Genomic DNA, 26,486 nt, shown 5'->3' on the forward strand with positions numbered 1-26,486 from the left:
GGAGCGGAATGTCGAACCCTTGTCTGTCTTGCCGGAGAGCAGCGCAACTTCGGGAACCGGCGCGCAAGCGGTGGAACGGGCTTTGCAGCTTCTTTCCATCGTCGGCCGCCGTGCGGAAAAAGGTGTCGCCCTTGGCGATGTCGTTGCTGAAAGCGGACTGAACAAACCGACGGCCCGGCGGCTGCTCATGGCGCTGATGCGGTCCCGCCTGGTGGAACAGGACGAGCTGACCCGCCGGTACTATCTCGGAGGGGAGCTTTACGTGCTGGGCATGCTGGCTTCGCGCCGGCATGGCCTGCTGGAGATGGCCGGCGAAAGCCTGAAGCGGCTTTCCGCCGCTTCAGGCGACACCAGTTTCGTTTCCATGCGGCGTGACGACTATGCCGTCTGCCTGCATCGCGAGGAAGGAACGTTTCCGGTTCGGACGCATGCCCTTCTTGCAGGCGATCAGAACCCCCTCGGCGTCGGTGCGGGGTCGCTCGCTATGCTCGCCGTTCTGCCGGATCCGGAGGTGGCGGCGATCATCGGCCGGATAGAAGGGGTCGTTGCGGCCCAGTATCCTGGTTATTCGCCGGAGATCATCCGTCAAGATGTCGTCCGGACGCGCGAGCAGGGCTATGCCTTGAACCCAGGACGGGTGATCGCCAATTCCTGGGGAATAGGAATGGCGATCCTGCTGCCGGACGGTCGGCTTGCCGGGGCACTATCCATAGCGGCGATCGACAGCCGGATGAATGAGATGCGGCAGAACGAGCTTATGGCACTGCTGCGCCAGGAAGTAGAGCGGGTCCAGAACAAGCTGAAGGCGCTTTTCGGCGGCGAAAAAGCGACTGTTCTAAAGCCGCAGTTGGCGGCGCGCGCACGAGCGCCGGAACGGGTCTGAAACAAAGGAGAAGGTCATGGCAGGAGCACAGATTGTCGGTTGGGCTCATTCGAAATTCGGCAAGTCCGAAGCCGGATCGACCAGGGAACTGATGGCCGAGGTGATCAATCCGGCGCTCGATCACGCGGGGATCACGGCAAAGGATGTCGACGGCATCTTCGTCGGCGTGTTCAACAACGGCTTTTCCAAGCAGGACTTTCAGGGCGCCCTCGTCGCGATGGCCGCCGACGGATTGGACCACGTGCCCGCGGTGCGAATGGAGAATGCCTGCGCGACGGGTTCGGCTGCCCTTTACTCGGCGCTCGATTTTGTCGCCTCCGGCCGCGGCAAAATCGCACTCGTCGTCGGAGCCGAAAAAATGACGGCGCTCCCGACAAAAGAGACGGGCGACATACTGCTTTCCGCCTCCTATCGCGAAGAGGAAGCGGATGTCGAAGGTGGTTTCGCAGGCCTCTTCGGACGCATCGCCAGCCACTATTTTCAGCGTTATGGCGACCGTTCCGAAGAACTGGCAATGATTGCGGCCAAGAACCATGCAAACGGCGTGAAGAACCCTTATGCCCACATGCAGAAGGACTTCGGCTTCGATTTCTGCAACACGATATCCGACAAGAACCCTTATGTGGCAGCGCCGCTGCGCCGTACGGATTGCTCGCTCGTATCGGATGGGGCGGCCGCATTGGTCATCGCGTCACCTGAGGTTGCCGCCGGCATGAAGCGGGCCGTCGCCTTCAAGGCACGCAATCATGTCAATGACATCCTCGCCATGTCGCGGCGCGATCCGATCGCCTTCGAAGGAGCGCGCAGGGCGTGGCAGAAATCGCTTGGCGAGGCGGGTGTATCGCTCGACGATCTGAGCTTCGTCGAAACGCACGACTGCTTCACGATCGCGGAACTCATCGAATACGAAGCCATGGGTCTCGCGGAGCCTGGCAAGGGCTATCGGGTCATTCGTGAAGGCATTACCCGCAAGGATGGCCGTTTGCCGGTAAACCCGTCGGGCGGGCTCAAATCCAAGGGGCATCCGATCGGCGCCACCGGCGTCTCCATGCACGTGATGGCGGCAATGCAGCTTTGTGACGATGCGGGCGAGATGCAGGTTCCGAATGCGACGATTGCCGGGGTCTTCAACATGGGCGGCGCGGCTGTCGCCAACTACGTCTCCATTCTGGAGCGGACGAAATGAACGCCGTCACTTCGGTGTCTGCCGGCAATCCCGCCGAGCCGAAGGGCGGACTCATGCCTCGCTCGACGCGGGTCATGAATCTTGCACATTTCGTGACGCAGGCCAGGCGTCGTGATCCCAAAGGCGTGGCGCTCGTCTGGGCGGAGAAAACCTGGACCTGGGAAGAATTCGAAACGCGTATCGACGCCATGGCCGCTGCCTTACAGCAGCGCTTTGGCGTTACCAAGGGTGACCGCATCCTAGTTCAGTCCCAGAACTGCAATCAGATGTTTGAATCCATGTTCGTGTGCTTCCGAATTGGAGCCGTCTGGGTGCCGACCAATTTCCGGCAGACACCGGAAGAAGTCGCCTATCTCGCCAAGGCGAGCGGCGCGAAGGGCATGATCTGCAACGCGTCCTTTGCCGACCACGCTCGCGTCGCGCATGAGACGAATGCCGAGATCAGTTTCGTGATCGCTATCGGCGAGGCTGAATTTGGCCCCTCCTACGACGCGATCGTCGAGGAGTTTCTTGGACGGGAGGTCAGCGACGAGCGGGTCGAGCGCGACGACCCCTGCTGGTTCTTCTTCACCTCCGGCACCACCGGGCGGCCCAAGGCGGCCGTGCTGACCCATGGCCAGATGAATTTCGTGGTCAATAATCATCTCTGCGACCTGATGCCGGGCGTTACTTCCGCCGATGCGGCTTTGGTCGTAGCGCCGCTGTCGCATGGGGCCGGCGTGCACCAGTTGACCCAGGTCGCGCATGGGGTGAAGACGATCCTGTTGCCAACCGAAAAGTTCGACATCGATGCGGCATGGGCGTTGATCGCGAAATGGCGCGTCTCGACCATGTTCACCGTACCGACCATTCTCAAGCTCCTGGTCGAGCACCCGGCGGCGGAAAAATACGATCATTCCTCGCTGCGCTATGTGATCTATGCCGGCGCGCCGATGTACCGCGAGGACCAGAAGCGGGCGCTGAAGAGCCTGGGCTCCGTCATCGTGCAGTATTTCGGCTTAGGCGAAGTGACCGGTGCGATAACTGTGCTGCCGCCCGCTCTTCATTCGCCGGAAGACGGGGAAGGCGTGAAGATCGGGACCTGCGGCATGGAACGCACCGGCATGCAGGTGTCGATCCAAAACGATGCGGGTGAGGAGGTCGCGCCTTTCGAGACCGGGGAAATCTGTGTCGTCGGGCCGGCGGTTTTTGCCGGATACTACGACAATCCCGAAGCCAACGAAAAAGCGTTCCGCAAGGGCTGGTTCCGCACCGGCGACCTCGGCCACATGGACGATCAGGGCTTTCTCTACATCACCGGGCGCGCGTCCGACATGTACATATCCGGTGGCTCGAACGTCTATCCCCGTGAGATCGAGGAGAAGCTGCTCACCCACCCCGCGATCAGCGAAGTGGCGGTGCTCGGCGTGCCGGACCCCCTCTGGGGTGAGGTGGGTTACGCGGTCTGCGTCGCAAAGCCGGGCGCAGCCGTCACAGAGAAAGAAATGTTCGAGTTCATCGACGGCAAGATGTCTCGCTACAAGCTTCCGAAGCGCTTCGTCTTCTGGGACGCATTGCCAAAATCCGCCTATGGCAAGATCACCAAGAAGATGATCCGCGAGGAGCTGCAGGCGAGAGGGGAGCTCGATCATAAGCCGGCTAACGACAAGCCGGCGCTGCGCCAGCTGAAACATCCGGGGGCCATGGCGCCGAGCCGGCACGAGGCCGTGCGGACTGAATTGACGCCCGTCGAGGGCGAGTTGCGGCCGGGCGAAGTCTTTCTCGCCGGCGTAGCGCGGGTTTTTGCGGAAGCGGGCTGCAAGGGCGGCTTCGTTAATATCGAAGGGGGAGCCTGCGACCCGTTCCGCTACGTGCTTCCCGCGTTTTCGCCGGACAAGGACCATGCTGCCTGGTACAGCGCGACTTTCGCTCCGGCCACGGGCGGGAGATTCGCGAAGGCCACGGCGATATTCGGCGAACGCGACGGAGCGCCCTTCCTGCATTGCCACGGGATCTGGGATACGGGCGAGGGCGGGCTAAGAATGGGCCATGTCCTGCCGTTCGATAGCGTGGTGAGCGAGCCGATCACGGTCAAAGGTTACGGCAGCGCAACTGCGACCTTCGATTCCATCCCCGATCCGGAAACGAATTTCACCCTCTTCTCCGCCAAAGGCGAAAGCGACTCAGGCAGCGGCATCCTGCTGCGGATTCGGCCGAACGAGGATGTCGCGGCCGCAATCGAAGACGTATGCCGGCGGCACGGTATCGAAAGTGGAAGGATTTTCGGCATCGGCAGCATCAACGAGCCGGTGTTCGAGGATGGGCGACGAGTTGCCTGCTTGGCGACCGAGATCGCTATCGAGAACGCAGCGCTGGAACAAACGGCCGAGGGGCTGCGCGCAACGCTGGATGCATCGGTCGTCGATACCGACGGCGTCATCTACCACGGACGGCTTGCTCGCGGCGACAATCCCGTTGGCGTCACCTTCGAATTGGTCATTGTCGGAAACTAGGAGAATGGTATGCGAAGCGTCGTCGTTACGGGTGCGGGATCAGGTATCGGCCTTTCGACGGCGGAGCTTCTGATCGAGGCCGGCTGGCACGTGGTCGCAGCCGACCGGGATGCCTCGGCACTTGAGCGCCTCGGCGAGCGGCTTGCCAACCGCAACGCGATCACGCTCGCTCCGCTGGATGTAACGGACGAAGCGGCGGTCGAGCAGTTGGCAGACCGATGCCGTTTGCTCGATGCGCCGCTGGCCGCGCTGGTCAATAGCGCAGGTATCGCCGCCAATGTCCGTTTCGCCGATACGACGACCGACATGCTGCGCAAGATCTACGAGGTCAACGTCATTGGCGCCTTTGCGCTGTCTCAGGCGCTGGCCCCGGTTCTCAGGGAGAACGGCGGCGGTTCGATTGTTCATATTGCCTCGGTTTCCGGCATAAAAGGCAATCTCGGTCGCTCGGCTTATGGTGCTTCCAAGGGTGCGCTGATCACGTTGACGAAGATCATGGCCGTTGAGCTCGCCGACGACCTGATCCGCGTCAACGCAATCGCACCCGGGCCAATCGAGACGCCGATGGTCAAGGAAAACCATACCGCGGTGACGCGAGAGGAATGGCAGCGCACGGTTCCCATGCGTCGTTATGGTCAGCCGGAAGAGATTGCCGCCGCTATTGCCTTCCTCGTCGACGGTAAGCAATCCTCCTATGTGACCGGCCAAATCCTGGCCGTCGATGGCGGCTTTACGGCAGCCGGACTGATGGCCTGACCCGATCCGGCACAGGTTTTCCTGTATGACAGTATCTTCATGAAAAGGGGTGAGTAAGCCTCCCTAGTTTCGTTTGACAAGTCTCTGCACACATCGGAAAACTGGCGCATTCGACGACAGCCATTGGGGGGACGGTTATGTCCAGGCGCGCGTTTTTCCGCATTTCGGTTTTTCTCTTTTCCGCATTCGCTCTGGCCTCGCCTTTGACGGCTGCCGAGCGGCGTATCGAGAGCACGCCGGATAGCGACTATCTCGGTTTCGATCTCAGGACCGTGAAGAACGTCAGCCAGCCGCAATGCGAGGCGGCCTGCATTGGCGATAACGCCTGCAAAGCCTTCACCTATAACGTCAAGGCCAAGTGGTGCTTTCTGAAGACCGACTACGGCCAGCTCAACACCTTTCCCGGCGCGGTCGCCGGCAAGGTCGTCGAAGTCGCGACGGAGCCGGATATAGGCGCTCCGCAAAAGCTTTCTTTCCTGTCCGACGACATGCTGCAGCAGGCCAGGGAGCAGAAAGACGGCCTGACCCTCGGGGACAACCAGCAGGGTTATGGGGTCGAAAACCTGAAGACGATAGGCCAGGCTGAGCTTCTGCGCGGCAATGTCGATACCGCGATCTACAATTTCAAAGGCGCGCTATCGTTGACCCCCGATAACGGTGCGCTCTGGATCGAACTGGCGCGTGCCGCCGGTACGGCAAGGGACAACAGCACGGCCGATAGCGAAGGTACCCTTGCCGCGATCAACGGCTACCAGCTTTCCCGAACGACGCAGAGCCGCGCCGACGCGCTGGCGGTTCTTGCCGCGGCCCTTGCCAAACAGCAGAACTACCGTTCAGCGCTGAATGCCTACAAAGCGAGCCTCGCGCTTGTGAACGCCCGAACGGTGCAAGCGGCCTACAACGACCTTCGTGAGCGCCAGGGTTTCCGGGTGACGGGCAACACGGTCGATGCAGACAGCGCCAATCCGCGCGCCTGCGTGCAATTTTCCGAACCGCTGGTGAAAGCCGGCGTCGACTACGCCCCGTTCGTGGTGCTCAACGGCCAGGCGCCGAAGGCCATGGAAGCCAAGGACAATCAGATCTGCGTCGAAGGCCTGACGCACGGCCAGCGATATAAGCTGTCGCTTCGCCGCGGTCTGCCCTCTTCAGTGGAAGAGCCGCTCGTTGCTCAGGTCGATCTTGATCTCTACATCAAGGATCGCTCGGCGACGGTGCGCTTCACCGGCGACAGCTTCGTGCTGCCATCCACCGCCCGGCGCGGTATTCCGATTGTTTCGGTCAACACTGAAAAGGCGGATCTGAAGCTCTACCGGATTGGCGACCGGAATATCGCCTCGCTCCTGGCCAATTCGCAGTTTCTCACCCAGATGGACGGCTACAATGCCGGCCAGATCGAGCAGCAGAGCGGTGAGCGCGTCTGGCAGGGTACCATCGATATCGGCACGGAACTCAACAAGGATGTGGTGACGAGTTTTCCGGTCGATGAAGCATTGCCCGCCCGTAAACCTGGGGTCTATGTGCTGACGGCGGCCGCTTCCAATGCGGTCTCGCAGGAATGGGACAGCAAGGCGACCCAGTGGTTCGTCGTTTCCGATATCGGCCTTACCACCTATGCCGGAACGGACGGTCTGCATGTCTTCGCCCGGTCGCTCGGCTCCGCAAAGCCAATCAGCGGCGTCGATCTTCAACTGCTTGCCAAGAACAACGAAATCCTCGGCACCGCCAAGACGGATGCGGATGGCCGTGCAGTCTTCACCGCCGGCTTGATGCGCGGTACGGCAGGCATGGTGCCGGCTGTCCTGACCGCGCAGAACAGCGGCCAGGACTTCGTCTTCCTCGACATGACGCGCGCCGGTTTCGATCTCTCGGACCGCGGGGTCACAGGCCGTCCGGCGCCGGGTGCGATCGATATCCTGCCTTGGACGGAACGAGGCATCTACCGCCCCGGCGAGACGGTGCATGCGAGCACGCTCGCCCGCGATGTCGATGCAGCTGCCATTGAGAACCTGCCCCTCACCTTTGTCTTCCTGCGTCCGGACGGCGTCGAGGATCGGCGGATGGTCAGCAATGGGTTGCTTGGCGGCTATGCCGTGAACCTGCCGCTGCAGCAGACGTCCATGCGTGGTACCTGGACGATGCAGATCTTCACGGATCCAAAAGGTTCCGCAATTGGTGAAAAGACGTTCCTCGTCGATGACTTCGTGCCGGATCGCATTGAGTTCGACATGACAAGCGAGGCGAAGGAGATCGAAGCGGGCAAGCCGGCCTCGATCAATATCGACGGGCGATTCCTCTACGGTGCACCCGCAGCCGGTCTCAATCTCGAAGGTGAGGTTGCACTCAAGCCTACGCGGGAAAATGCGGCTTTCCCGGGCTATCAGTTCGGACTGGCGGACGAGGAGGAAACCGAGACCGTGCGGATACCGCTCGAAGAACTGGAGCCGACCGACGAGGAGGGCAAGTCAGCCATCGAGGCTCTGGTGAGCGAAATTCCGTCGACCACGCAACTTGTCAATGCAGACATTGTCGTGCGTATGCAGGAGGCTGGTGGCCGGGCTGTCGAGCGCACGATGACCTTGCCGGTCAAGTCGGACGGTTCGCGTATTGGGATCAAGCCGGAGTTCACGGGAGATCTGGCGGAAAACTCGGTCGGCAATTTCACCGTCATCGTCGTCGGCGCCGACGGCAACAAGCAGGCCATGCGCGGTCTTTCCTGGAAACTCATCAAAGTCGATCGTGACTACCAATGGTATCGCGACGGATCTTCCTGGCGCTTCGAACCGGTAACGCGCACGAGCCAGATTGCCGATGGTGCCGTCAACGTCACCCCGGATGGCGGCAAGATTTCCGTGCCGGTGGGCTGGGGACGCTACAGGCTCGAGGTCGAGACCGCCGATGTCGGCGGACCGGCGTCGAGTGTGGAATTCGACGCCGGCTGGTTCGTCACCGCGACCTCGACCGAAACGCCGGATGCGCTGGAAATCGCTCTCGACAAGCCGAGCTACAAAATTGGCGACACGGCGAAACTCAAGATTTCCTCGCGTTACGCGGGAGAACTGATGCTGACGGCGGGTTCCGAAGAGCTGATCACCCTGCAGACCGCGAGCATAAGCGAGCAGGGCGGCGAGGTAGCGATTCCCGTCACGGCGGCTTGGGGCGCCGGTGCCTATGTGACAGCGACTCTCTATCGCCCCGGCGAGGCACAGCAAAGCCGGATGCCGATGCGCGCGATCGGCATCACGTGGTTGAAGGTCGATCCGGAAATTCGGGATCTTCAGGTCTCGATCGGTGCGCCTGAAAAGACGCTGCCGCGTCAGCCGCTCGACATTTCCGTGCAAGTAGCCGGGGCCGGCGCAAACGAAAACGCCTATGTAACTGTGGCCGCGGTCGATGTCGGCATCCTCAATCTGACGCGTTACGAGCCGCCCGCACCGGACGACTGGTATTTCGGCCAACGCCGCCTCGGCATAGAAATCCGCGACATATACGGCCGTCTGATCGACGGCTCGCTGGGCGCCACCGGCCGCCTGCGCACCGGCGGTGATGGTGGCAGCACTGCACTGCAGGCAAGCCCGCCGAAGGAGAAGCTGGTCGCCTTTTTCTCAGGCCCCGTAAAGCTCGACGCAGAGGGCAAAGCGAAGGTTTCCTTCGATATCCCGCAGTTCAACGGCACCGCACGCGTGATGGCGGTCGCCTGGTCGAAGTTGGGTGTCGGGCATGGCGTCAAGGATGTGATCATCCGCGATCCGATCGTGGTAACGGCAAGCATGCCGCGGTTCCTCGCCCCCGGGGATCAGGGCAATCTGCGCCTTGATATAGCCAATACGGATGCGCCGGCCGGCGACTACCAGCTTACCGTGATGACGACGGATCCGGTTTCCGTGGGTCAGAACGGAAGCAAGAACCTGAAGCTCGCGTCGGGCGGCAAGGCAAATCTCACGATCCCGCTCTCCGGTATCGAACCTGGCAATGGTGAGGTCTACGTACGCCTGGCAAGTGTTTCGGGACCTTCCGTCTACCAGCAGCTCGATATCCCGGTGCGGCCGGCATCGATGCCCGTCACGGAGCGTCGGCTCGTGGAGCTTCGGCCCGGGGCAAACCTCACAATCGATTCCAACTTGCTTGCCGACAGTATCCTGCCCGGCGGATCCGTCAGCGTGAATGTCAGCCGGTCGAACGCCTTCGACATTCCGGCGCTGCTGATGGGGCTCAGCCGCTATCCTTACGGCTGCGCCGAACAGACCACGAGCCGCGCGCTTCCGCTTCTCTATCTCAGCGAAATGGCGGTGCAGAATGGGCTTGCCGACGATGCGGAAATCAAGAAGAGAGTGCAGGACGCGATCTATCGTGTGCTGTCGTACCAGTCTTCGGCCGGCAGTTTTGGCCTCTGGGCTCCGGGCGGCGGCGATTTGTGGCTCGATTCCTATGTGACGGACTTCCTCTCTCGTGCCCGAGAGCAAGGTTATGACGTGCCGGAAAAGACGCTGGTCCAGGCGTTGGAGAGCCTGCAGAATACGCTTGGCTATACCAACAACATCAAGGACCAGGGCAACGAGATCGCCTATGCGCTCTATGTGCTCGCGCGCAACCGTAAGGCCGCGATCAGCGACCTGCGCTATTACGCCGACACGGCGCTCAATGATTTCCCGACGCCCCTCGCCAAGGCTCATATCGCCGCGGCGCTGGCGCTTTATGGAGATGCCCAGCGGTCAAAGAGCATTTTTGCGGATTCCCTGCAGATGTCGGAACAGGCGCAGATCCACAAGGTGAGCCTTGCTCGTTCGGATTATGGATCGTCACTGCGAGATGGTGCCGCCGTATTGGCGCTGGCCGCCGAGAGCAAACCGGTGCCACCGATCGTTCCGGCGCTGGCGAATATCGTCGCCAAGGAATGGGCCATCAAGAAATATACCAGCACCCAGGAACAGACCTGGATGCTGCTCGCCGCCCGCGCGCTGCAGAACGGTGACGACAGCCTGCGGCTGAACGTCAACGGCGCCGCTCACCGTGGAACGCTGATGTCGCAGATGACGGGCGATGCATTGATCGATCATCCGGTGACGATCAGGAACGACAGCGGCGAAACGCTCTCCGCTGCGATCACGACGGTCGCGGCTCCCGCACGGCCGCTTCCTGCCGGCGGCGAAGGCTTCGAAATCTCGCGCACCTATTACAATATGGATGGCGAGGAGGTGAATGTCAGCGAGGCGCAGCAAAACGAGCGTTACGTCGTGGTACTGAACGTCACCGAGACGAACGAGTGGCCGTCACGCATCGTCGTGACGGACCTGTTGCCGGCCGGTTTCGAAATCGACAATCCGAGCGTCGTCAACAGCGCCAACCTTTCGAATTTCGATTGGCTGGAGGAGGTCCAGGCTGCACATACCGAGTTCCGCAACGACCGTTTCGTCGCGGCATTCGACCGCAGCGCCGGCGACAACCGTCAGATCACGCTCGCCTATGTCGTTCGTGCTGTGACGCCGGGCGTTTACGATCATCCGGCGGCGCAGGTCGAAGATATGTACCGGCCGCAGTTCTCGGCGCGGACTGCAACCGGCAAGATGGAGGTGCTCGCCGCGCAATAGGCGGCAGCTCGATCCTATGAAACGCAGGTGGAAGCTCTCGATCGGCATCAGCGCCGGCCTGACCCTCTTAGCCGGGGTGGTCGCCGGACTCGATGCGGCTGACCGGGCCTTCCCCCCGCCGCTCGAAAAGGTGCAGGTCGTCTCGACTGAAGTGCTGGACGCGGACGGCGCGCTTTTGCGGGCCTTTGCTACGCCCGAAGGCCGCTGGCGGCTGAAGACCGCGGCGCAGGACGTCGATCCGCGGTTTCTCAAAATGCTGGTTGCCTATGAAGATCAGCGTTTCTACAGCCATGCAGGCGTCGACCCTCTGGCTCTCGGCCGGGCGGCGCTGCAATTCATCACGAACGGCCGCATCGTGTCCGGCGCCTCCACGCTTTCCATGCAGGTGGCCCGGCTGATCGAGCCGCGCGAGAACCGTTCCTTTTCTGCAAAGTTTCTCCAGCTTGTTCGGGCGTTGCAGATAGAGCGGCGCTTGAGCAAGCAGGAAATTCTCGAAATCTACCTCACCCACGCACCTTATGGCGGCAACCTGGAGGGAGTTCGTGCTGCAAGCCTGGCCTATTTCGGCAAGGAGCCGCGTCGCTTGACGGTGGCGGAAGCAGCCCTTCTCGTCGCACTGCCCCAATCGCCGGAAGGCAGGCGTCCAGACCGGCATGCCCGGAACGCGAAGGAGGCGCGTGAGCGGGTGCTGGTGAGAGCGGCCGTCGCGGACGTGACGGGTGCGGGCGAAGCTGAGCGTGCCGTGAGCGAGGCAATTCCGATGCGACGGCTGCAATTGCCGGCCTATGCCGCGCATCTTTCCGAAGCGGCGATCCGAAAGCGGCCGAGTATCAAGCAGCACAAGACGACGCTCAAGCGCAACATCCAGCAAGGGTTGGAGCAGGTTGCCAGGGAGGCGACATCTAGGCTCAGCCCCAAAGTTTCGCTTGCCATGGTCATGGCGGATGTGACGACCGGTGCAATTGTCGGTGAGGTCGGGTCGGCGGACTATTTCGATGCGACCCGTTCCGGCTGGATCGACATGACCCGGGTCCTTCGCTCACCCGGCTCGACCCTGAAACCTTTCATCTACGGGCTCGCCTTTGAACAGGGGATCGTATCCCAGGAGACCATCATAGAAGACCGGCCCGCGGATTTCTTCGGCTATCGGCCGAAGAATTTCGACATGAGCTATCAAGGCGACGTCAGCGTTCGGCAGGCGCTGCAATTGTCCCTGAATGTGCCGGCGGTGCGCCTGCTCGATGCGGTTGGGCCGTCGCGACTGATGATCCGCTTCCGCCGGGCGGACGTGCGACCGGTTCTGCCGCCAAATGAAGCTCCGGGGCTGGCGATCGGGCTAGGTGGCGTGGGCATCACGCTCAAGGATCTGGTCCAGGCCTATGCGGCGCTTGCGAACCGGGGTCAGCCGGTACTACTTGGAAACGGGTTGGACCGGCAGCCGATGCCGATCGACGGCGAACCGCTGCTCGAGCCGCAGGCTGTCTGGCAGGTGGCGGATATTCTGTCGGATGTCCTGCCGCCACAGGGAAGCCGCAAGCTCGGCATCGCCTACAAGACGGGCACGAGTTACGGTTATCGCGATGCCTGGTCGGTGGGGTACGACGGCCGTTACGTGCTGGGCGTCTGGGTTGGCCGACCGGACAATGGAGCGGTGCCGGGCATTGCCGGATACCAGACGGCTGCTCCGATCCTCTTCGAGGCTTTCACGAAATCAGGTGTGCCGATCACACCACTGCCCCCGGCGCCGGCTGGTGCCATGCGGCTTGCACAGGCAGATCTTCCGATCAGCCAGCGTCGCTTCGCAACGACCGCCGCCGGCCTTTTTTCGGCCTCTACCCGTGAGCCGGCGCCGCAGATCGTTTATCCACCGGAGGGCGCCCGCGTTGATCTCGGCGCGCGCTCCGGCGAAATTTCTCCGCTGGTGCTGAAGTTGCAGGGTGGCCGGGCGCCTTTCCGCTGGCTGGCGAATGGAAGGCCGCTCGACGAGTTGTCGCGTCGCCGCGTCAACGAATGGACGCCGGACGGCGCCGGCTACTCGACATTGACGGTGATCGACGCTGCCGGCCGGGCCGCCAGCGTGAAGATTTTCGTGGAGTGAAAGGCGGTCGGCCAAGCTGACGGTCTGGCGGTTTCATTGAATTGAACGCTGTGCCGGTCCTGCCCCCTTTGCCCTGCCGGGCATCCCCCACGGGTGGGGAGATCGACTTGGCGCACCGGCTTCCCAAAACAACTAACGTTGCTATCCGCTGCGAGTGCTTTTCAAGCGCAGTCCTCCCCGCGCAGTCTCCTGCCGTGGTTTTGCACTTTTCTGCCCAGCGTCTTGTCCCAAAACCGTTTCCCACGTTTGGGGACGCTGGATTATCGGAGAGCCCACGCGAATGCGGAACCTCATGGAGTAGTGTATGTGTGGCTCCGCATTCGCGTGGCCTTCGGCGTCTTTTCGGGACTTCCGGTCCCTACAGGTGATCACCTCGCCTCGCTGCATGGCTTTGTTCGCGATTTCCTTTCGGGAAACCCTGCCACTTGGACGGCTCAACCGAACCGGACATGGCTGTCCGGGGGAGGCTTGATAGGAGAGCCTGTCTTGCGACGGACGCTCCATGGCTTTCACCTCTTCCACCGTCGCCGCACGTTACGGTTTTGATGAAAGCGCCGACTCCCGCCTGCCCGCGAACGTCTCGCGAAACACTCCGGCGACGGAAGCGGGGAGATTTTAGGCATGGGTGCGGAGGGTGGGGATAATTGACGGGGTAAGTCATTGGAGATGCTGGAAGGTGGCGGCTATTTGTTCTCGGAATGTGAAGTGCGAGGGCAACAATATTGAGGGGCGTGCCCAAGCCCGCCCCCCTCTGCCCTGCCGGGCATCTCCCCCACAGGTGGGGAGATTGGCCGGGGCGCAGATTTCCCCAAGCAACAAACGTAGCTGCCGACATATTCCCAGCAACTGCGGGATATGGGGTTAGTTTAGCGGGAAGGGCACGCCGCTTGTGATCTCCCCACCTGTGGGGAGATGCCCGGCAGGGCAGAGGGGGTGTCACACGGAACGACCCTGGTTAAATCACCCTAAGCACCACATCCCTCGATCATCCCCGAAAATCCGAATAGATTCTCGGGGAACACGATTCATGGCTTCCAAGGGCGCTTTATGCCGCAGCGGTCGCCTTCTTTTTCGCCACACGCGCGCGGATCGACTCGACGTCGGCGCGCGGCGTCGCCTTGAACAGCGTCTGGGTATAGTCGTGCCTGGGGTTGGAAAAGACCTCGTCACGCGTGCCGTATTCAACCGCTTCGCCAAAATACATCACCATCACCTCGTCAGCGATATAGCGAACGACCGACAAATCGTGGCTGATGAAGACATAGGTGAGATTGAATTCGTCCTGCAGGTCGGCGAGCAGATTCAGCACCTGTGCCTGGATTGACAGGTCAAGCGCCGAGACCGGCTCGTCGAGCACCAAGAGCTTTGGATTCAGCATCAGGGCGCGAGCAATGGCGATGCGCTGGCGCTGGCCGCCGGAGAACATATGCGGATAACGGTTGTAATGTTCCGGCCCCAAGCCGACCTTCCTCAGCATCTCGTTGGCGCGATGCCGCCGCTCTTCTGCCGACATGTCCGTATTGATCGCCAGCGGTTCGCCGAGCACATCGCCGATCTTCTGGCGCGGGTTGAGCGAGCCATACGGATTCTGGAAGACGATCTGCACTTTCTGACGCATCTCCTGGGTGAGATGTCCCGGGCGCGTATCGACCTTCTTTCCGTCGATCAGGAGGTCGCCCGCGGTCGGCTCGTCGATGAAGGTGATCATGCGGGCAAGCGTAGATTTTCCGCAGCCCGATTCGCCGACGATTGCCAGCGTCTTGCCGCGTTCCAGCTTGAACGAAACGCCCTTCACCGCGTGAATGATCTTCTTGGGTTTGAAGAGGCCGCCGGAGAGTTCGTAGTCGCGCTTGATGTCGCGCACTTCGAGCATCGTGTTGCCCGTTTCAGTTTTTGACATTTTCTTGCTCATGCGCGCGCCTCCGGCGCCGGTTCCGGATTGCCGTCGAAGAAGGCGGACACGGTGGTAAGGCGGTCGCCGGTGGCGTTTTCCGGCAGCGCCGCCAAGAGCGCCTTCGTGTAGCTGCTCTTCGGGTTTTCGAAGAGGGAAAGCACGTCAGCCTCTTCCATCTTGCGGCCTTTGTATTGCACGACGACGCGGTCGGCGGTCTCGGCCACGACGCCCATGTCGTGGGTGATCATGATAAGGCCCATGCCGTTCTTGGCCTGCAGTGTCATGATGAGGTCCAAGATCTGCTTCTGGATCGTGACATCGAGGGCCGTGGTCGGCTCGTCGGCGATCAGGAGCTTCGGATTGCAGGCGATGGCGATGGCGATCATCACGCGCTGGCATTGCCCGCCCGACATCTGGTGCGGAAAGCTGCCCAGCCGCTCTTCCGGGTTGGGCAGGCCGACCTGTCGAAAAAGCTCGATTGCCCGTTCGTGCCGCGCCTTTTTGTCGAGACCCAGATGAATGCGCAGCACTTCCTCGATCTGGAAGCCGACCGTGAAGCACGGATTGAGGCTGGCGATCGGCTCCTGGAAGATCATGGCGATATCCTTGCCGATCAGCTTGCGGCGGTCGGCCGGGCTGATGCCCTGAATGTCGCGGCCTTCGAAGAGCATACGGTCGGCAGTGATCTTCGCGGTCCAGGGAAGAAGTCCCATGACGGCGAGCATGGCAACCGACTTGCCGGATCCGGACTCACCGACGATTGCGAGCACTTCGCCCTTTTCGACGGACATGGAGACGCCGTCCACGGCTCTGAACCAGCCGGTCGCGGTTTCGAATTCGACGGTGAGATTGTCTATTTGCAGAAGCGCCATGATCAGGACCTCTTCAGTTTCGGGTCGAGCGCATCGCGCAGGCCGTCGCCCATCAGGTTGATGGCAAGGACGGTGATGAGGATCGCCAAGCCGGGGAAGGTGACGACCCACCAGGCGCGCAGGATGAACTCACGCGCTTCGGCAAGCATAGTGCCCCATTCCGGTGCCGGTGGCTGAGCGCCCATTCCGAGGAAGCCGAGCGCGGCCGCATCCAGGATCGCGTTCGAGAAGGAGAGGGTCGCCTGCACGATAAGCGGTGCCGTGCAGTTCGGCAGGATGGTGCGGAACATCAGCCGCAGCGGACCGGCGCCGGCGAGCCGCGCGGCGGTCACGTAGTCGCGTGTCTTTTCCGTCATTACGGCGGCGCGCGTGAGGCGCACGAAATGCGGCTGGAGCGTCAGTGCGATAGCGATCATGCCGTTGGTCAGGCTAGGACCGAGAATCGCAACGAGCACCAGGGCGAGCAGCAGAGACGGGAAGGCCAGGATGATGTCCATCAGGCGCATGATGACGGTATCGACCCAACCGCGATAGTAACCGGCGATGAGGCCGACCAGAATGCCGCCGACGAGCGACAGCGTGGTCACGAAGACGCCGATGAAGAGCGAGTATTGGGCCCCGTAGATCAGGCGTGAAAGAATGTCGCGGCCTACCGGATCGGTGCCGAGCAGATAACCGGCGCGGCCCCCTTCGGTCCAGATGGGCGGCACCAACACCGCGTCGCGGTACTGCTGGAAGGGCGAGTGCGGCGCGATGACGGGCGCCAGTACCGCGATCACGACGAGCGCCAGAAAGACGAAGAGCCCGATGACGGCGCCGCGGTTTTCGGAAAAGTAGAACCAGAACTCCTTGAGCATCTGGCGGCGGAGGGCAGCACTGGAGATTGCCTCGGGTGCCTTGTCGATAAGAGTATCGGCCATGGGATTTTCTCCTTCTAGTGCCGGATACGGGGATTGATCAGGCCGTAGAGCAGGTCCACGATCAGATTGACGAGCATGATGATGCCGGCGATGAGCAGCAGGCCGCCTTGGATGACCGGATAATCTCGACGGAAGACGCTATCGACCATCCACTTGCCGATGCCGGGCCACGAGAAGATCGTTTCGGTCAGAATCGCGCCGGCGAGCATGACGCCGATCTGGAGGCCGATGGTGGTGATAACCGGGATCATGGCATTGCGCAGTGCATGGATGCCGACGACGCGGAAGGGCGAAAGGCCCTTGGCGCGAGCGGTGCGGACGTAATCCTCCGACAGGACCTCCAGCATGGCCGACCGCGTCTGCCGCGCGATGACGGCCAGCGGGATCGTAGCGAGCACGATCGAAGGCAGTGCCAGATGGCTCAGCGCCGACGCAAAAGCACCCTTCTGGCCGGACAGCAGCGAGTCGATCAGCATGAAGCCCGTCACCGGCGGGAAGAAGAACATCAACGAGATGCGCCCCGAGACCGGGAACCACTGCAGGGTGCCCGAGAAGAGGATGATCAGCAGCAGGCCCCACCAGAAGATCGGCATGGAATAGCCGACGAGAGCAACGCCCATCAGTGCCTGATCGAAGAACGATCCTCGCTTGATGGCAGCGATCACGCCCGCCGGGATGCCAAGTGCGACTGCGATGATGATTGCACAGAGCGATAGCTCGATCGTGGCAGGGAAGAGGGCCAGAAACTGGTCGAGGATCGGTTTCTTCGACACGATTGACGAGCCGAAGTCGCCGGTCACCACGCCGCCGAGATAATCGAGATACTGGACCACCAGCGGTCGATCGAGACCGAGTTGCTGGCTGATAACGGCATGGCGCTCCGGCGACATGACGCGTTCGCCCGAAAGAAGGGCTACGGGATCGCCCGGCAGCAGCCGGATAAAGGCAAAGGCGATGATAGAGACCCCGATAAAAGTCGGGATCAGTACGGCGAGGCGCCGCAAAAGGAAGCCAAACATTCTAAAACCTTCGATGGTTTCGGTCGTGGCCGATTCAGTGCTTTGTCAAGCCATGGAAGCGGCGATTGAGGCGTCTGTGCCACATTTTTTGGCGTCTCATAAGAAAATGCCGCGGGAAACGCAACGCGCCCCGCGGCAAAAACATTGTGAGCCGCTAAATTACTCGGTGATATCGACGGCTTCGAAGGTGAAGTCGCCGAGCGGGCTCTGGGTGAAGCCCGTCACGCCCTTGCGCATCGGAACGATGGAGAGGGAGTGATCGAGAGTGGCCCAGGGAGCTTCCTTCTTGAAGATCACTTGTGCCTGCTCATAGAGCTTCGTGCGTTCCTCGTCGTTGGATGTGACCTTGGCTTTCTTCACGAGTGCGTCGAACTCCTTGTTGCACCACTGAGCGCGGTTGTTGCCGCCCACGGCATTGCAGCCGAGCAGGGTGTCGAGGAAGTTGTCCGGGTCGCCGTTGTCGCCGGTCCAGCCGAGAATGACGGCGCCGTCACGGTCCTTGGCCTTGGAGCGATCGAGATATTCGGCCCATTCATACGAAACGATCTCGACCTTGACGCCGATCTTGGCGAAATCGTCCTGCATGATTTCAGCCGCGCGGCGGGCGTTCAGCATGTACGGACGCGAAACCGGCATCGCCCACAGCTTCATCGAAAGATCCTTGACGCCGGCGTCGGCGAGCATCTTCTTTGCAGCGTCGAGGTCATAGGCGTCGTCCTGGGTGGCCTCGTTGTAGGACCACATGGTCGGCGGGATCGGGTTTTTCGCGGGGGTCGCCATGCCCTGGAAGACGGCATCAACGATCGCCTTCTTGTTGATCGCCTTGTTCAGCGCCTTACGGACCTCGAGCTTGTCAAACGGAGCCTGGGTCGTGTTGTAGGCGAGATAGGCGACGTTCAGGCCTTCCTGCTCCAGAATCGTGAGGTTCGGATTGGACTTCATCGACTGAACATCGGCTGCGTTCGGATACGGCATGAGGTGGCATTCGCCAGCCTGCAGCTTCTGGTAGCGAACGGCTGCGTCGGTGGTGATTGCGAAGACCAGATCGTCGATCTTCGGAGCCGGACCCCAGTAGTCGGCATTCTTCTTGTAACGGATAACCGCATCCTGCTGATAGCCGACGAACGTGAACGGACCGGTGCCAACCGGCATCTGGTTCAGTTGTTCCTTCTTGCCGGCCTTGTCGAGGCTGTCGGCATATTCCTTCGACATGATCGATGCGAAAGGCATGGCGAGGTTGGCGAGGAACGGCGCTTCCGGTTTGTTCAGCGTGATCTTGACGGTGAGGTCATCGACCTTTTCGATCGACTTGATGAGTTCCGGGAAGCCCATGCCGGCTGCATATTCCCAGGCGGCACCCGGGATGTACTGGTTCCAGGCGTTTTTCGTGTCAATCTGGCGGCCGATCGAGAAGACAACGTCGTCGGCATTCAGGTTACGGCTCGGGGTGAAGAAGTCGGTGGTCTGGAACTTCACATTCGGGCGAAGCTTGAAGGTGTAGACCGTGCCGTCCTTGGAAATTTCCCAGCTCTCGGCGAGGCCTGGCTCCGGCTGTGTGGTGCCGGGTTTGAACTCGAGAAGGCGGTTGTAGATCGGATGAGCGGACGCGTCGAAGGTGGTGCCGGCCGTGTAGATGCCGGGGTCGAAACCTTCCGGGGAACCTTCCGAGCAGTAAACGAAGGTCTTGGCGCTTGCCGCGCCCGCGAAGAAGGTCGCCGACAGCAGCGCCGCGGCAAGGGTCAATTTGTATTTCATGATAGTCTCTCCCTTGTGACCTGTGGCCCCTTTGCGGCCCAGGTGATCTGTCATTGAACTAGATGCGCAACGGTGCGCTTCAAGCTTGATATTCTTGTTATCTACCTCCCGGTCGGCGAATTGGACCCTCGTGTGCTTCGATTGTTCCTTCTGGCGGATGTCATTTTACGTCCACGTAATTCCAGAGCGCCAGATTTTCGCACGGCTATGGCTCCGTTTATTTTCGTGGCGATAGCATTTCTTAGAAAATTTTCCGCAAGTTCGACACAATCCCCATGTGTTCTTACCATTTTTGGCTCGATCTTTAGATTCTCGACCGGCAACGGCGCGGGAGCATAGCGATTATCATTCTGTTGTCGAGATGCGAAAATTCGCCTTTTCGGTCACTTTTTCATTTCAGACGTGTGATCCCTCACGAGTGCTGCTTTTTGCTGCGTTGCCGCATTGCCATGGGCCGAGAATGGAGTACGGTTCGGCGCTCCAATCAGCATTACTTGCATCGAGGCAGTGGTTTCATGAGGACAGGCAATTCCAATCTCCCGCTCATCTGGGATGTTATCGACCGCAAGACGGAGGTTTTCACCGAGTTGTCGGACCGGGTCTGGGAGACGCCTGAGACCTGCTACATGGAGAAGCTGTCCGCTGCGGCGCATCGGGAAATGCTCGAAGCTCAGGGTTTCGCCATTACCGAAAACGTGGCCGACATACCGACAGCACTGATCGGAGAAGCGGGTGAAGGTGGCCCGATCATCGCCTTTCTCGGTGAATATGACGCACTGGCGGGACTGAGCCAGAAGGCGGGGCTTGCCAGTCACGAACCGATCGTCGCCGGCGCAAATGGGCATGGCTGCGGCCATAACCTTCTCGGATCCGCCTCGCTTCTTGCGGCGACGGCGCTCAAGGACTGGCTGGAGGAGACCGGAACGCCCGGCCGCGTGCGCTACTACGGCTGCCCTGCGGAAGAAGGCGGTGCGGCCAAGGCTTTCATGGTTCGTGCCGGCGCCTTCGAGGATGTGGATATCGCGATCAGCTGGCACCCCAGCAACTTTGCGGGGGTGCAGCGCGAGACTTCGCTTGCCAATTGCCGCATCGATTTCAGCTTTACCGGACGCGCGGCTCACGCCGCTGCCGTGCCGGAGCTTGGCCGTAGCGCTCTCGACGCGGTGGAATTGATGAATGTCGGCATCAACTATATGCGTGAACACATGCCGTCCGATTGCCGCATTCATTATGCGGTCCTCGATGCCGGCGGCATTTCGCCCAACGTGGTGCAGGCCTATGCCAAGGTTCGTTATGTCGTCCGCGCGCCGGAACTGCCCGGCCTCCTCTCGCTGATCGAGCGTGTGAAGAAAGTTGCAGAAGGTGCGGCCTTGATGACCGAAACGAAGGTCGAGAGCACCATCCTTGCGGGTGTATCCAACCTTATCGTCAACGCCCCCTTGATGGACGTGATGCAGGACGTGTGGGACAGCATCGGTCCGCCGCCCTTCGAAGAGGAGGATCGGGCGTTCGCGGAAAAAATCCGCGCAACATTGACCCCGCAGGACATTTCGGCGAGCTGGAACCAGGAGCGGCTGGAGGAGCGGGACGTCCCGCTTGCGGATTTCATCCTGCCGCCGCACAACGAAAATCGACAGATGGGCGGTTCTACGGATGTCGGCGACGTCAGCTGGGTCGTGCCGACCGTGCAGGCTTATGGCGCCACGCTTGCCGTCGGCACGCAGCTTCATACATGGCAGGTCGTTGCGCAGGGTAAGAGCCCTCTTGCGCATAAAGGCATGATCTCCGCGGCCAAGGCCATGGCTGCGACCGGTCTTGCCGCAATTGAGAGCGAGCAGCTCCGCGAGGCCGCCTGGGCCGACTTGAAGAAACGCCGCAAGGGACAGGTTTATACGAGCCCCATTCCGCCCGGTGCCGAACCGCCAGTCGCGGCGATGACGGTGAAATAGCCAAATCCGTTGATCGAACCGTCAATTCTTTTGACGATTCGATGGGGCTGAAAACGGCAATTGGGGCTGTCCAATGCCGCGCTTTGCTCCTATGAAAATCCATCTATCGTGGCATGTCTCAGAGGAGGTCCCCCGTGACTATTCAGCCGAACTCCATCGAAGCCCGGGACAAGGCTTATCACCTTCACTCCTATACCAATGCCCGTGCTTTGGAACGGGACGGTTCCGTGGTGATGGATCGCGGCGAAGGCATCTACGTCTACGACAACAACGACAAGAAATACATCGAAGCGATGGCAGGGCTTTGGAGCGTCGCCGTCGGTTTCGGCGAGAACCGTCTCGTTGAAGCGGCCACAAGGCAGATGGCAAAATTGCCTTACTATCATACCTTTACCGCCCGCAGCCACGGCCCCTCCATCGAGCTCGCCGAAAAGCTGATCCAGATGGCGCCGGTGCCGATGTCGAAGGCTTACTTCACCAATTCCGGTTCGGAGGCCAACGATACCGCGGTCAAGATGGTCTGGTATCGCTCCAATGCGCTCGGCAAGCCGGAAAAGAAGAAGATCATTTCCCGCATCAAGGGCTATCACGGGGTGACGATCGCAGCCGCGAGCCTGACCGGCCTGCCGAACAACCATCGCTCCTTCGACCTGCCATTGCCGGGGATTTTCCACACGACCTGCCCGCACTATCGCGCCTTCAAACAGGAAGGCGAGACCGAAGCAGCGTTCGTAGAGCGCTGTGCAAAGGACCTCGAAGACCTGATCCTCAAGGAGGGTCCGGAAACGGTGGCGGCCTTTATCGGAGAGCCGGTCATGGGTGCCGGCGGCGTCATCGTGCCGCTTGCCGGTTATTGGGAAGCCATTCAGAAGGTGCTGAAAAAATACGACATTCTCTTTATCGCCGATGAGGTGATCTGCGGTTTTGGCCGGACCGGCGAGATGTTCGGCACGACGACCTATGCGCTTCAGCCGGACATCATGACGCTGTCCAAGCAGATTTCCTCGTCCTACCAACCTATTTCGGCCCTGCTGATCAACGAGAACGTCTATCAGCCGCTCGCCGACGAATCGGCGAAGATCGGCACCTTCGGTCATGGGGTAACCGCTGCGGGGCATCCGGTGGCGGCAGCCGTGGCGCTGGAAAACATAGCGATCATCGAGGAACGTGATCTTGTCGGCAACGTGCGGACGCTGGCGCCGAAGTTCCAGAGCCGTCTGAAGGCGCTTGAAGGTCATCCGCTGGCCATCGAAGCTCGCGGCGTCGGGCTGATCGGTGCATTGGAGCTGAAACCGCGTGATGGTTTTGCGGCCGGGCAGCTTGGTCCGAAGCTGTTTTCCATCATGGTTGAAAAAGGTCTTATTTCTCGCGCGATCGGGGATTCCATGGCGCTCTGCCCGCCCATGATCGTCAACGAGGAACAGGTGGATGCTATTTTCGATACCTTTGAAGCTTCGCTCGACGTGTTCCAGAAACAGCTAGTGGCCTGATATTGCGCCGGATCTGGGTAACCTATTGATCCGGCTCCGATTGCGGAAAACACTAGCGCCCCTATATTGGCGTTATGCTTGATCTCGCCGAGGGCTACTGGCCGCACATTCTGTTCATTGCATCGGTCCTGGCGGGGGCTGCGGCGGCAATTCATGCTGCCATGACGAAGGAAGAAGTACGTTCGGCCGTGGGTTGGGTCGGCGTTATCATGCTTTCCCCCATCATCGGCGCCCTGCTTTACCTGATTGCCGGCGTCAACCGCATTCGACGCTCCGTCATCAGCGATCGCCGCGCGCTGCTTCAGGGGGAGATCCGTGCCCATTTCGCTTCCTATGATGCTACGGATGACCTCATAGCCGACGGGTTTGGCCGTCGGTTCGTGGCCATGAAGACGCTCGGCGATCGCGTGACGCATCACCGTCTGACGACCAGCAACGTGATCATTGCGCTCGACACCGGCGACGATGCCTATGGAGCAATGCTCAATGCCATCGACGGCGCGCAGCGTAGCATCATCCTCGAAACCTACATCTTCGATCGCGACAGGGTCGGCGACCGTTTCGCCGGCGCATTGATCGCGGCCGTTGGGCGTGGCGTCGAAGTCCGCGTCCTCATTGATGCGGTCGGCGCGCGCTATTCTGTCCCGAGCGTTCTCGGCAGGCTGCGTGATGGGGGCGTTACCGTCGACGTCTTCAATGGCAACGTCATCATGGGACTCCGGTTGCCCTATGCCAATCTCAGAACCCACCGGAAAATTCTGGTGATCGATGGGAGGATCGCCTTTACCGGCGGTATGAATATCCGTGAAGGCTTTTCAAGCGAATTCAGCGGCGACATGTGCTCCTTCGATACGCATTTCCGGATCACAGGCCCTGTCGTGGCCGATCTCTTCGCGATTGCGGCTGCCGATTGGAGGTTCGCCACGGACGAGACGTTGGACGACGAGGCCTGGGCTCTCGATCCACCGGAGACGGAGCCAGGAAACGCTGTCTTTATGCGAGCGGTATCATCCGGTCCCGACCGCAGTGTGGAGACGAACCACAAAGTGCTGATGGGCGCCTTCTCCGTGGCGCGTTCCTCCATCCGTATTGTCTCGCCTTATTTTTTGCCGGATCGAGAGCTGATCACCGCGTTGGTCACTGCGGCGCGACGAGGTGTAAAGGTCGATATCGTCGTACCCACTTCCAACAATCTCGTTCTGGTCGACCGGGCGATGACTGCGCAATTCGACCAGATGTTGAAAAACCATTGTCGGATCTGGCGGGCTTCCGGCCCCTTCGACCACTCGAAACTGATGGCAATCGACGGACGGTGGGGCTATGTCGGCTCGTCCAATCTCGATCCCCGGTCCCTTCGTCTCAATTTCGAGGTGGATCTCGAAGTTCTGGACTGCGCGTTTGTGGAAGCTCTGGAGCGAAGGATCGATCTAGCGATTTCCTCCGCAACTGAAGTGACGCTTGAGGCGTTGATGGCAAGACCCTTTGCGGTACGTCTCATCGAGCGCGTGCTGTGGCTCGGTTCACCCTATCTGTGACGGAACTGGAAATGCTGGATCGATGAGCGGATTGCCGTATAATCCACCCCTCTGCGAATAACCTTCGGAACCATGCGGGAAAAGCGCACAAATCTCCCCATAAACATCCTGGCATCAATCCGCGCCCGCAAGGACCGCGGAGCCGGGGTCCATGCACCGCATGACCGAGCCAAGGGCATGCTGGTTGCCTCCTACAACGTGCATAAATGCGTGGGCATCGACGGAAAGTTCGATCCGGCTCGAACCAGCCATGTCATCCGCGAGATCGGTGCCGACGTGATCGCGCTTCAGGAAGCCGATACCCGCTTCGGCGAACGGCGCGGGCTGCTTGACCTCGCCTGGATGGAGCGTGAAACCGGGCTCTTCCCTGTTCCGATCAGCGGCGTTGCCAAGGCGCATGGCTGGCACGGCAACGTCGTCTTCTTTCGCGAAGGGCTGGTGCGCGACGTACATCAGGTCAAATTGCCGGGGCTCGAGCCCCGAGGGGCCCTCATCACCGAACTGGAATTGAAGGACGGCAGTGCGTTCCGCATCATCGCCGCCCATCTCGGGCTTCTCAACCGCTCCCGGCACCAGCAGGCCCGCGTCATCATCGACATCCTGCGATCGCGTGACGAACAGCCGACCGTGCTGATGGGCGATCTCAACGAATGGCGGCTTGGAGACCGGTCCTCCCTGAACACACTTGCAAGCGTCTTCGGCCTGCCGGCGGCAGTGCCGAGCTTCCCCTCGCGTCTGCCGGTACTGGCACTTGATCGGATCATGGCGAACCGGCCGGGACTGCTGGAAACAGTGGAGACCCACGATACTCCGCTCGCAAGACTTGCCTCCGACCACCTGCCGATCAAGGCGGTGCTGAAGTTGGGCATGCTGCCTACCAGAGAGCAAGCGGAAGCCGGCTGACATGTTCTACGGTCTTTACCGCGAGACGAAGCGCCGATAGGCTGCCGGCACCTGCTTCGTCTTTCCTTGGAATTTCCACATGACCGATATCAGCATGATCGAAGCCGCGCGGGCCCGGTTGGATGGGCACGTGCGCCGCACGCCGTTGCTGTCTTCTCCGTTTCTCGACGAGATTGCGGGGCGACGCATATTCGTGAAGCCGGAATGTCTGCAGCACACGGGTTCCTTCAAGTTTCGAGGGGCCTGGTCGGCGATATCGGCTCTAGCCCCCGATGTACGTGCCAAAGGCGTTATCGCATTCTCTTCCGGCAATCATGCACAAGGCGTGGCGCTGGCGGCGAAGATACACGGCATCCCGAGCGTCATCGTCATGCCCTCCGATGCCCCGCGCATCAAGATCGACAACACCCGCGCCTATGGCGCCGAGGTCGTGCTCTATGATCGCGCCAACGAGGATCGCGATGTTATCGGCGCGCGGCTGTCGCGGGAGCGCCAGCTCACCCTCATCAAGCCGTTCGACGAGCCGCTGGTGATCGCTGGGCAGGGCACTGCCGGATTGGAGATCGCCGAGCAGGCCAAAGAACTCGGCATCGAGAAGGCCGATGTGCTGGTGCCGACCGGCGGTGGCGGGTTCATTTCGGGTATTTCCTTGGCCTTGAATGCGAAAGCGCCGGATTTCGTGGTGCATCCGTGCGAGCCGGAAGGTTTCGACGATGTCGCACGTTCCCTGGTGTCCGGGAGGATTGAACGTAATTCCGCCCAGTCGGGCTCGCTCTGCGACGCAATCATCACACCACAGCCGGGTGCGATCACATTCCCAATCATGTCGCGGCTTTGTGGTCCGGGGCTCGTCGTGCCGGAAAGTGAAGCGCTTCACGCGGTGGCACTCGCCTTCAACCGTCTGAAGATCGTCGTGGAACCAGGTGGTGCCGTGGCTTTGGCCGCGGCTCTTTTCCATGCCGAAACGCTAGGTGAAACGGTGATAGCTGTTTGCTCGGGCGGGAATATCGACCCCGATGTCTTCCGGTTGGCCCTCGACCAGAGCGCTATTGAGAAGCGATAGGAGGCTTGGGAAATAACAAACCGTTAACTCCCAGGAATGGCCATTAAGAAAAAACGATTTTCTACGGAACGTATGGCTGCGTGAAA

General features: G+C 60.8%; 16 protein-coding genes and 1 pseudogene. 12 read left to right on the forward strand and 5 right to left on the reverse strand.

The features are described 5' to 3' along the window. The first annotated feature begins 19 nt into the window (after positions 1-19). The 7 genes and pseudogenes from C5L13_RS17010 to pbpC all read left to right on the forward strand — a co-directional run bounded on the left by C5L13_RS17010 (position 20) and on the right by pbpC (position 13,000). Positions 20-883: an IclR family transcriptional regulator gene (locus C5L13_RS17010; protein ID WP_407070436.1), complete on the forward strand. Its 864-nt coding sequence runs from the start codon at positions 20-22 to the stop codon at positions 881-883. Between the two features lie 16 nt (positions 884-899). Next, positions 900-2,069 (forward strand): acetyl-CoA acetyltransferase, encoded by a 1,170-nt coding sequence (locus C5L13_RS17015; RefSeq protein WP_105384481.1) that lies wholly within the window; start codon positions 900-902, stop codon positions 2,067-2,069. After that, positions 2,066-3,694, forward strand: a pseudogene (locus tag C5L13_RS29285) (acyl-CoA synthetase); the annotation flags it as partial. The gene C5L13_RS17015 and the pseudogene C5L13_RS29285, both read left to right, overlap by 4 nt. 396 nt (positions 3,695-4,090) lie before the next feature. Further along, on the forward strand, positions 4,091-4,561 hold the full coding sequence (locus tag C5L13_RS29290) for a PCC domain-containing protein (RefSeq protein ID WP_245571324.1): 471 nt from the start codon (positions 4,091-4,093) through the stop codon (positions 4,559-4,561). A 9-nt stretch (positions 4,562-4,570) separates the two neighbouring features. Further along, positions 4,571-5,317: an SDR family NAD(P)-dependent oxidoreductase gene (locus C5L13_RS17025; protein WP_105384482.1), complete on the forward strand. Its 747-nt coding sequence runs from the start codon at positions 4,571-4,573 to the stop codon at positions 5,315-5,317. Positions 5,318-5,454: 137 nt separating this feature from the next. Further along, positions 5,455-10,902, forward strand: a complete 5,448-nt coding sequence (locus tag C5L13_RS17030; protein ID WP_105384483.1) for an alpha-2-macroglobulin family protein — start codon at positions 5,455-5,457, stop codon at positions 10,900-10,902. Between the two features lie 16 nt (positions 10,903-10,918). Further along, the gene (gene pbpC, locus C5L13_RS17035; RefSeq protein ID WP_105384484.1) at positions 10,919-13,000 is read left to right on the forward strand and encodes a penicillin-binding protein 1C; all 2,082 of its coding nucleotides are present in this window, start codon (positions 10,919-10,921) and stop codon (positions 12,998-13,000) included. A 1,045-nt stretch (positions 13,001-14,045) separates the two neighbouring features. On the opposite strand, the gene C5L13_RS17040 is transcribed toward pbpC, so the two are convergent. The 5 genes from C5L13_RS17040 to C5L13_RS17060 form a co-directional block, all read right to left on the reverse strand. Then, positions 14,046-14,912: a dipeptide ABC transporter ATP-binding protein gene (locus C5L13_RS17040; RefSeq protein ID WP_205836850.1), complete on the reverse strand. Its 867-nt coding sequence runs from the start codon at positions 14,910-14,912 to the stop codon at positions 14,046-14,048. Beyond that, positions 14,909-15,766, reverse strand: a complete 858-nt coding sequence (locus tag C5L13_RS17045) for an ABC transporter ATP-binding protein (RefSeq protein ID WP_105384485.1) — start codon at positions 15,764-15,766, stop codon at positions 14,909-14,911. Before C5L13_RS17045 ends, C5L13_RS17040 begins: the two co-directional genes overlap by 4 nt. Before the next feature lie 2 nt (positions 15,767-15,768). Continuing rightward, positions 15,769-16,686 (reverse strand): ABC transporter permease subunit, encoded by a 918-nt coding sequence (locus C5L13_RS17050; RefSeq protein ID WP_105384486.1) that lies wholly within the window; start codon positions 16,684-16,686, stop codon positions 15,769-15,771. 14 nt (positions 16,687-16,700) lie between these two features. After that, positions 16,701-17,705, reverse strand: coding sequence for an ABC transporter permease subunit (locus tag C5L13_RS17055; protein WP_105384487.1), 1,005 nt, complete (start codon positions 17,703-17,705; stop codon positions 16,701-16,703). Between the two features lie 159 nt (positions 17,706-17,864). Then, positions 17,865-19,460: an ABC transporter substrate-binding protein gene (locus C5L13_RS17060; RefSeq protein WP_105384488.1), complete on the reverse strand. Its 1,596-nt coding sequence runs from the start codon at positions 19,458-19,460 to the stop codon at positions 17,865-17,867. A 587-nt stretch (positions 19,461-20,047) separates the two neighbouring features. Between C5L13_RS17060 and C5L13_RS17065 the strand changes: the two genes are divergently transcribed. The 5 genes from C5L13_RS17065 (at position 20,048) to C5L13_RS17085 (ending at position 26,400) form a co-directional block, all read left to right on the forward strand. Further along, positions 20,048-21,409 (forward strand): M20 family metallopeptidase, encoded by a 1,362-nt coding sequence (locus C5L13_RS17065; RefSeq protein ID WP_407070439.1) that lies wholly within the window; start codon positions 20,048-20,050, stop codon positions 21,407-21,409. A gap of 134 nt (positions 21,410-21,543) precedes the next feature. Continuing rightward, positions 21,544-22,899, forward strand: a complete 1,356-nt coding sequence (locus C5L13_RS17070; protein WP_105384490.1) for an aspartate aminotransferase family protein — start codon at positions 21,544-21,546, stop codon at positions 22,897-22,899. Between the two features lie 74 nt (positions 22,900-22,973). Next, a complete protein-coding gene (locus C5L13_RS17075; RefSeq protein WP_105384491.1) occupies positions 22,974-24,434 on the forward strand; it encodes a phospholipase D-like domain-containing protein in 1,461 nt (486 codons plus the stop codon). A gap of 72 nt (positions 24,435-24,506) precedes the next feature. Next, a complete protein-coding gene (locus C5L13_RS17080; protein WP_105384492.1) occupies positions 24,507-25,337 on the forward strand; it encodes an endonuclease/exonuclease/phosphatase family protein in 831 nt (276 codons plus the stop codon). Positions 25,338-25,416: 79 nt separating this feature from the next. Continuing rightward, the gene (locus C5L13_RS17085; protein WP_105384493.1) at positions 25,417-26,400 is read left to right on the forward strand and encodes a threonine ammonia-lyase; all 984 of its coding nucleotides are present in this window, start codon (positions 25,417-25,419) and stop codon (positions 26,398-26,400) included. Positions 26,401-26,486 lie beyond the last annotated feature (86 nt).

Origin of the sequence: Neorhizobium alkalisoli (genome assembly GCF_002968635.1) — a bacterium.
Classification (GTDB): domain Bacteria; phylum Pseudomonadota; class Alphaproteobacteria; order Rhizobiales; family Rhizobiaceae; genus Neorhizobium; species Neorhizobium alkalisoli.

Coding starts and splice junctions, on each gene's coding strand:
- C5L13_RS29290 (WP_245571324.1), top strand. CDS start 4,091: ATGGGCCATGTCCTGCCGTTCGATAGCGTGGTGAGCGAGCCGATCACG.
- C5L13_RS17055 (WP_105384487.1), bottom strand. CDS start 17,705: ATGTTTGGCTTCCTTTTGCGGCGCCTCGCCGTACTGATCCCGACTTTT.
- C5L13_RS17045 (WP_105384485.1), bottom strand. CDS start 15,766: ATGGCGCTTCTGCAAATAGACAATCTCACCGTCGAATTCGAAACCGCG.
- C5L13_RS17040 (WP_205836850.1), bottom strand. CDS start 14,912: ATGAGCAAGAAAATGTCAAAAACTGAAACGGGCAACACGATGCTCGAA.
- C5L13_RS17025 (WP_105384482.1), top strand. CDS start 4,571: ATGCGAAGCGTCGTCGTTACGGGTGCGGGATCAGGTATCGGCCTTTCG.
- C5L13_RS17015 (WP_105384481.1), top strand. CDS start 900: ATGGCAGGAGCACAGATTGTCGGTTGGGCTCATTCGAAATTCGGCAAG.
- C5L13_RS17050 (WP_105384486.1), bottom strand. CDS start 16,686: ATGGCCGATACTCTTATCGACAAGGCACCCGAGGCAATCTCCAGTGCT.
- C5L13_RS17030 (WP_105384483.1), top strand. CDS start 5,455: ATGTCCAGGCGCGCGTTTTTCCGCATTTCGGTTTTTCTCTTTTCCGCA.
- C5L13_RS17085 (WP_105384493.1), top strand. CDS start 25,417: ATGACCGATATCAGCATGATCGAAGCCGCGCGGGCCCGGTTGGATGGG.
- C5L13_RS17075 (WP_105384491.1), top strand. CDS start 22,974: ATGCTTGATCTCGCCGAGGGCTACTGGCCGCACATTCTGTTCATTGCA.
- C5L13_RS17080 (WP_105384492.1), top strand. CDS start 24,507: ATGCGGGAAAAGCGCACAAATCTCCCCATAAACATCCTGGCATCAATC.
- pbpC (WP_105384484.1), top strand. CDS start 10,919: ATGAAACGCAGGTGGAAGCTCTCGATCGGCATCAGCGCCGGCCTGACC.
- C5L13_RS17060 (WP_105384488.1), bottom strand. CDS start 19,460: ATGAAATACAAATTGACCCTTGCCGCGGCGCTGCTGTCGGCGACCTTC.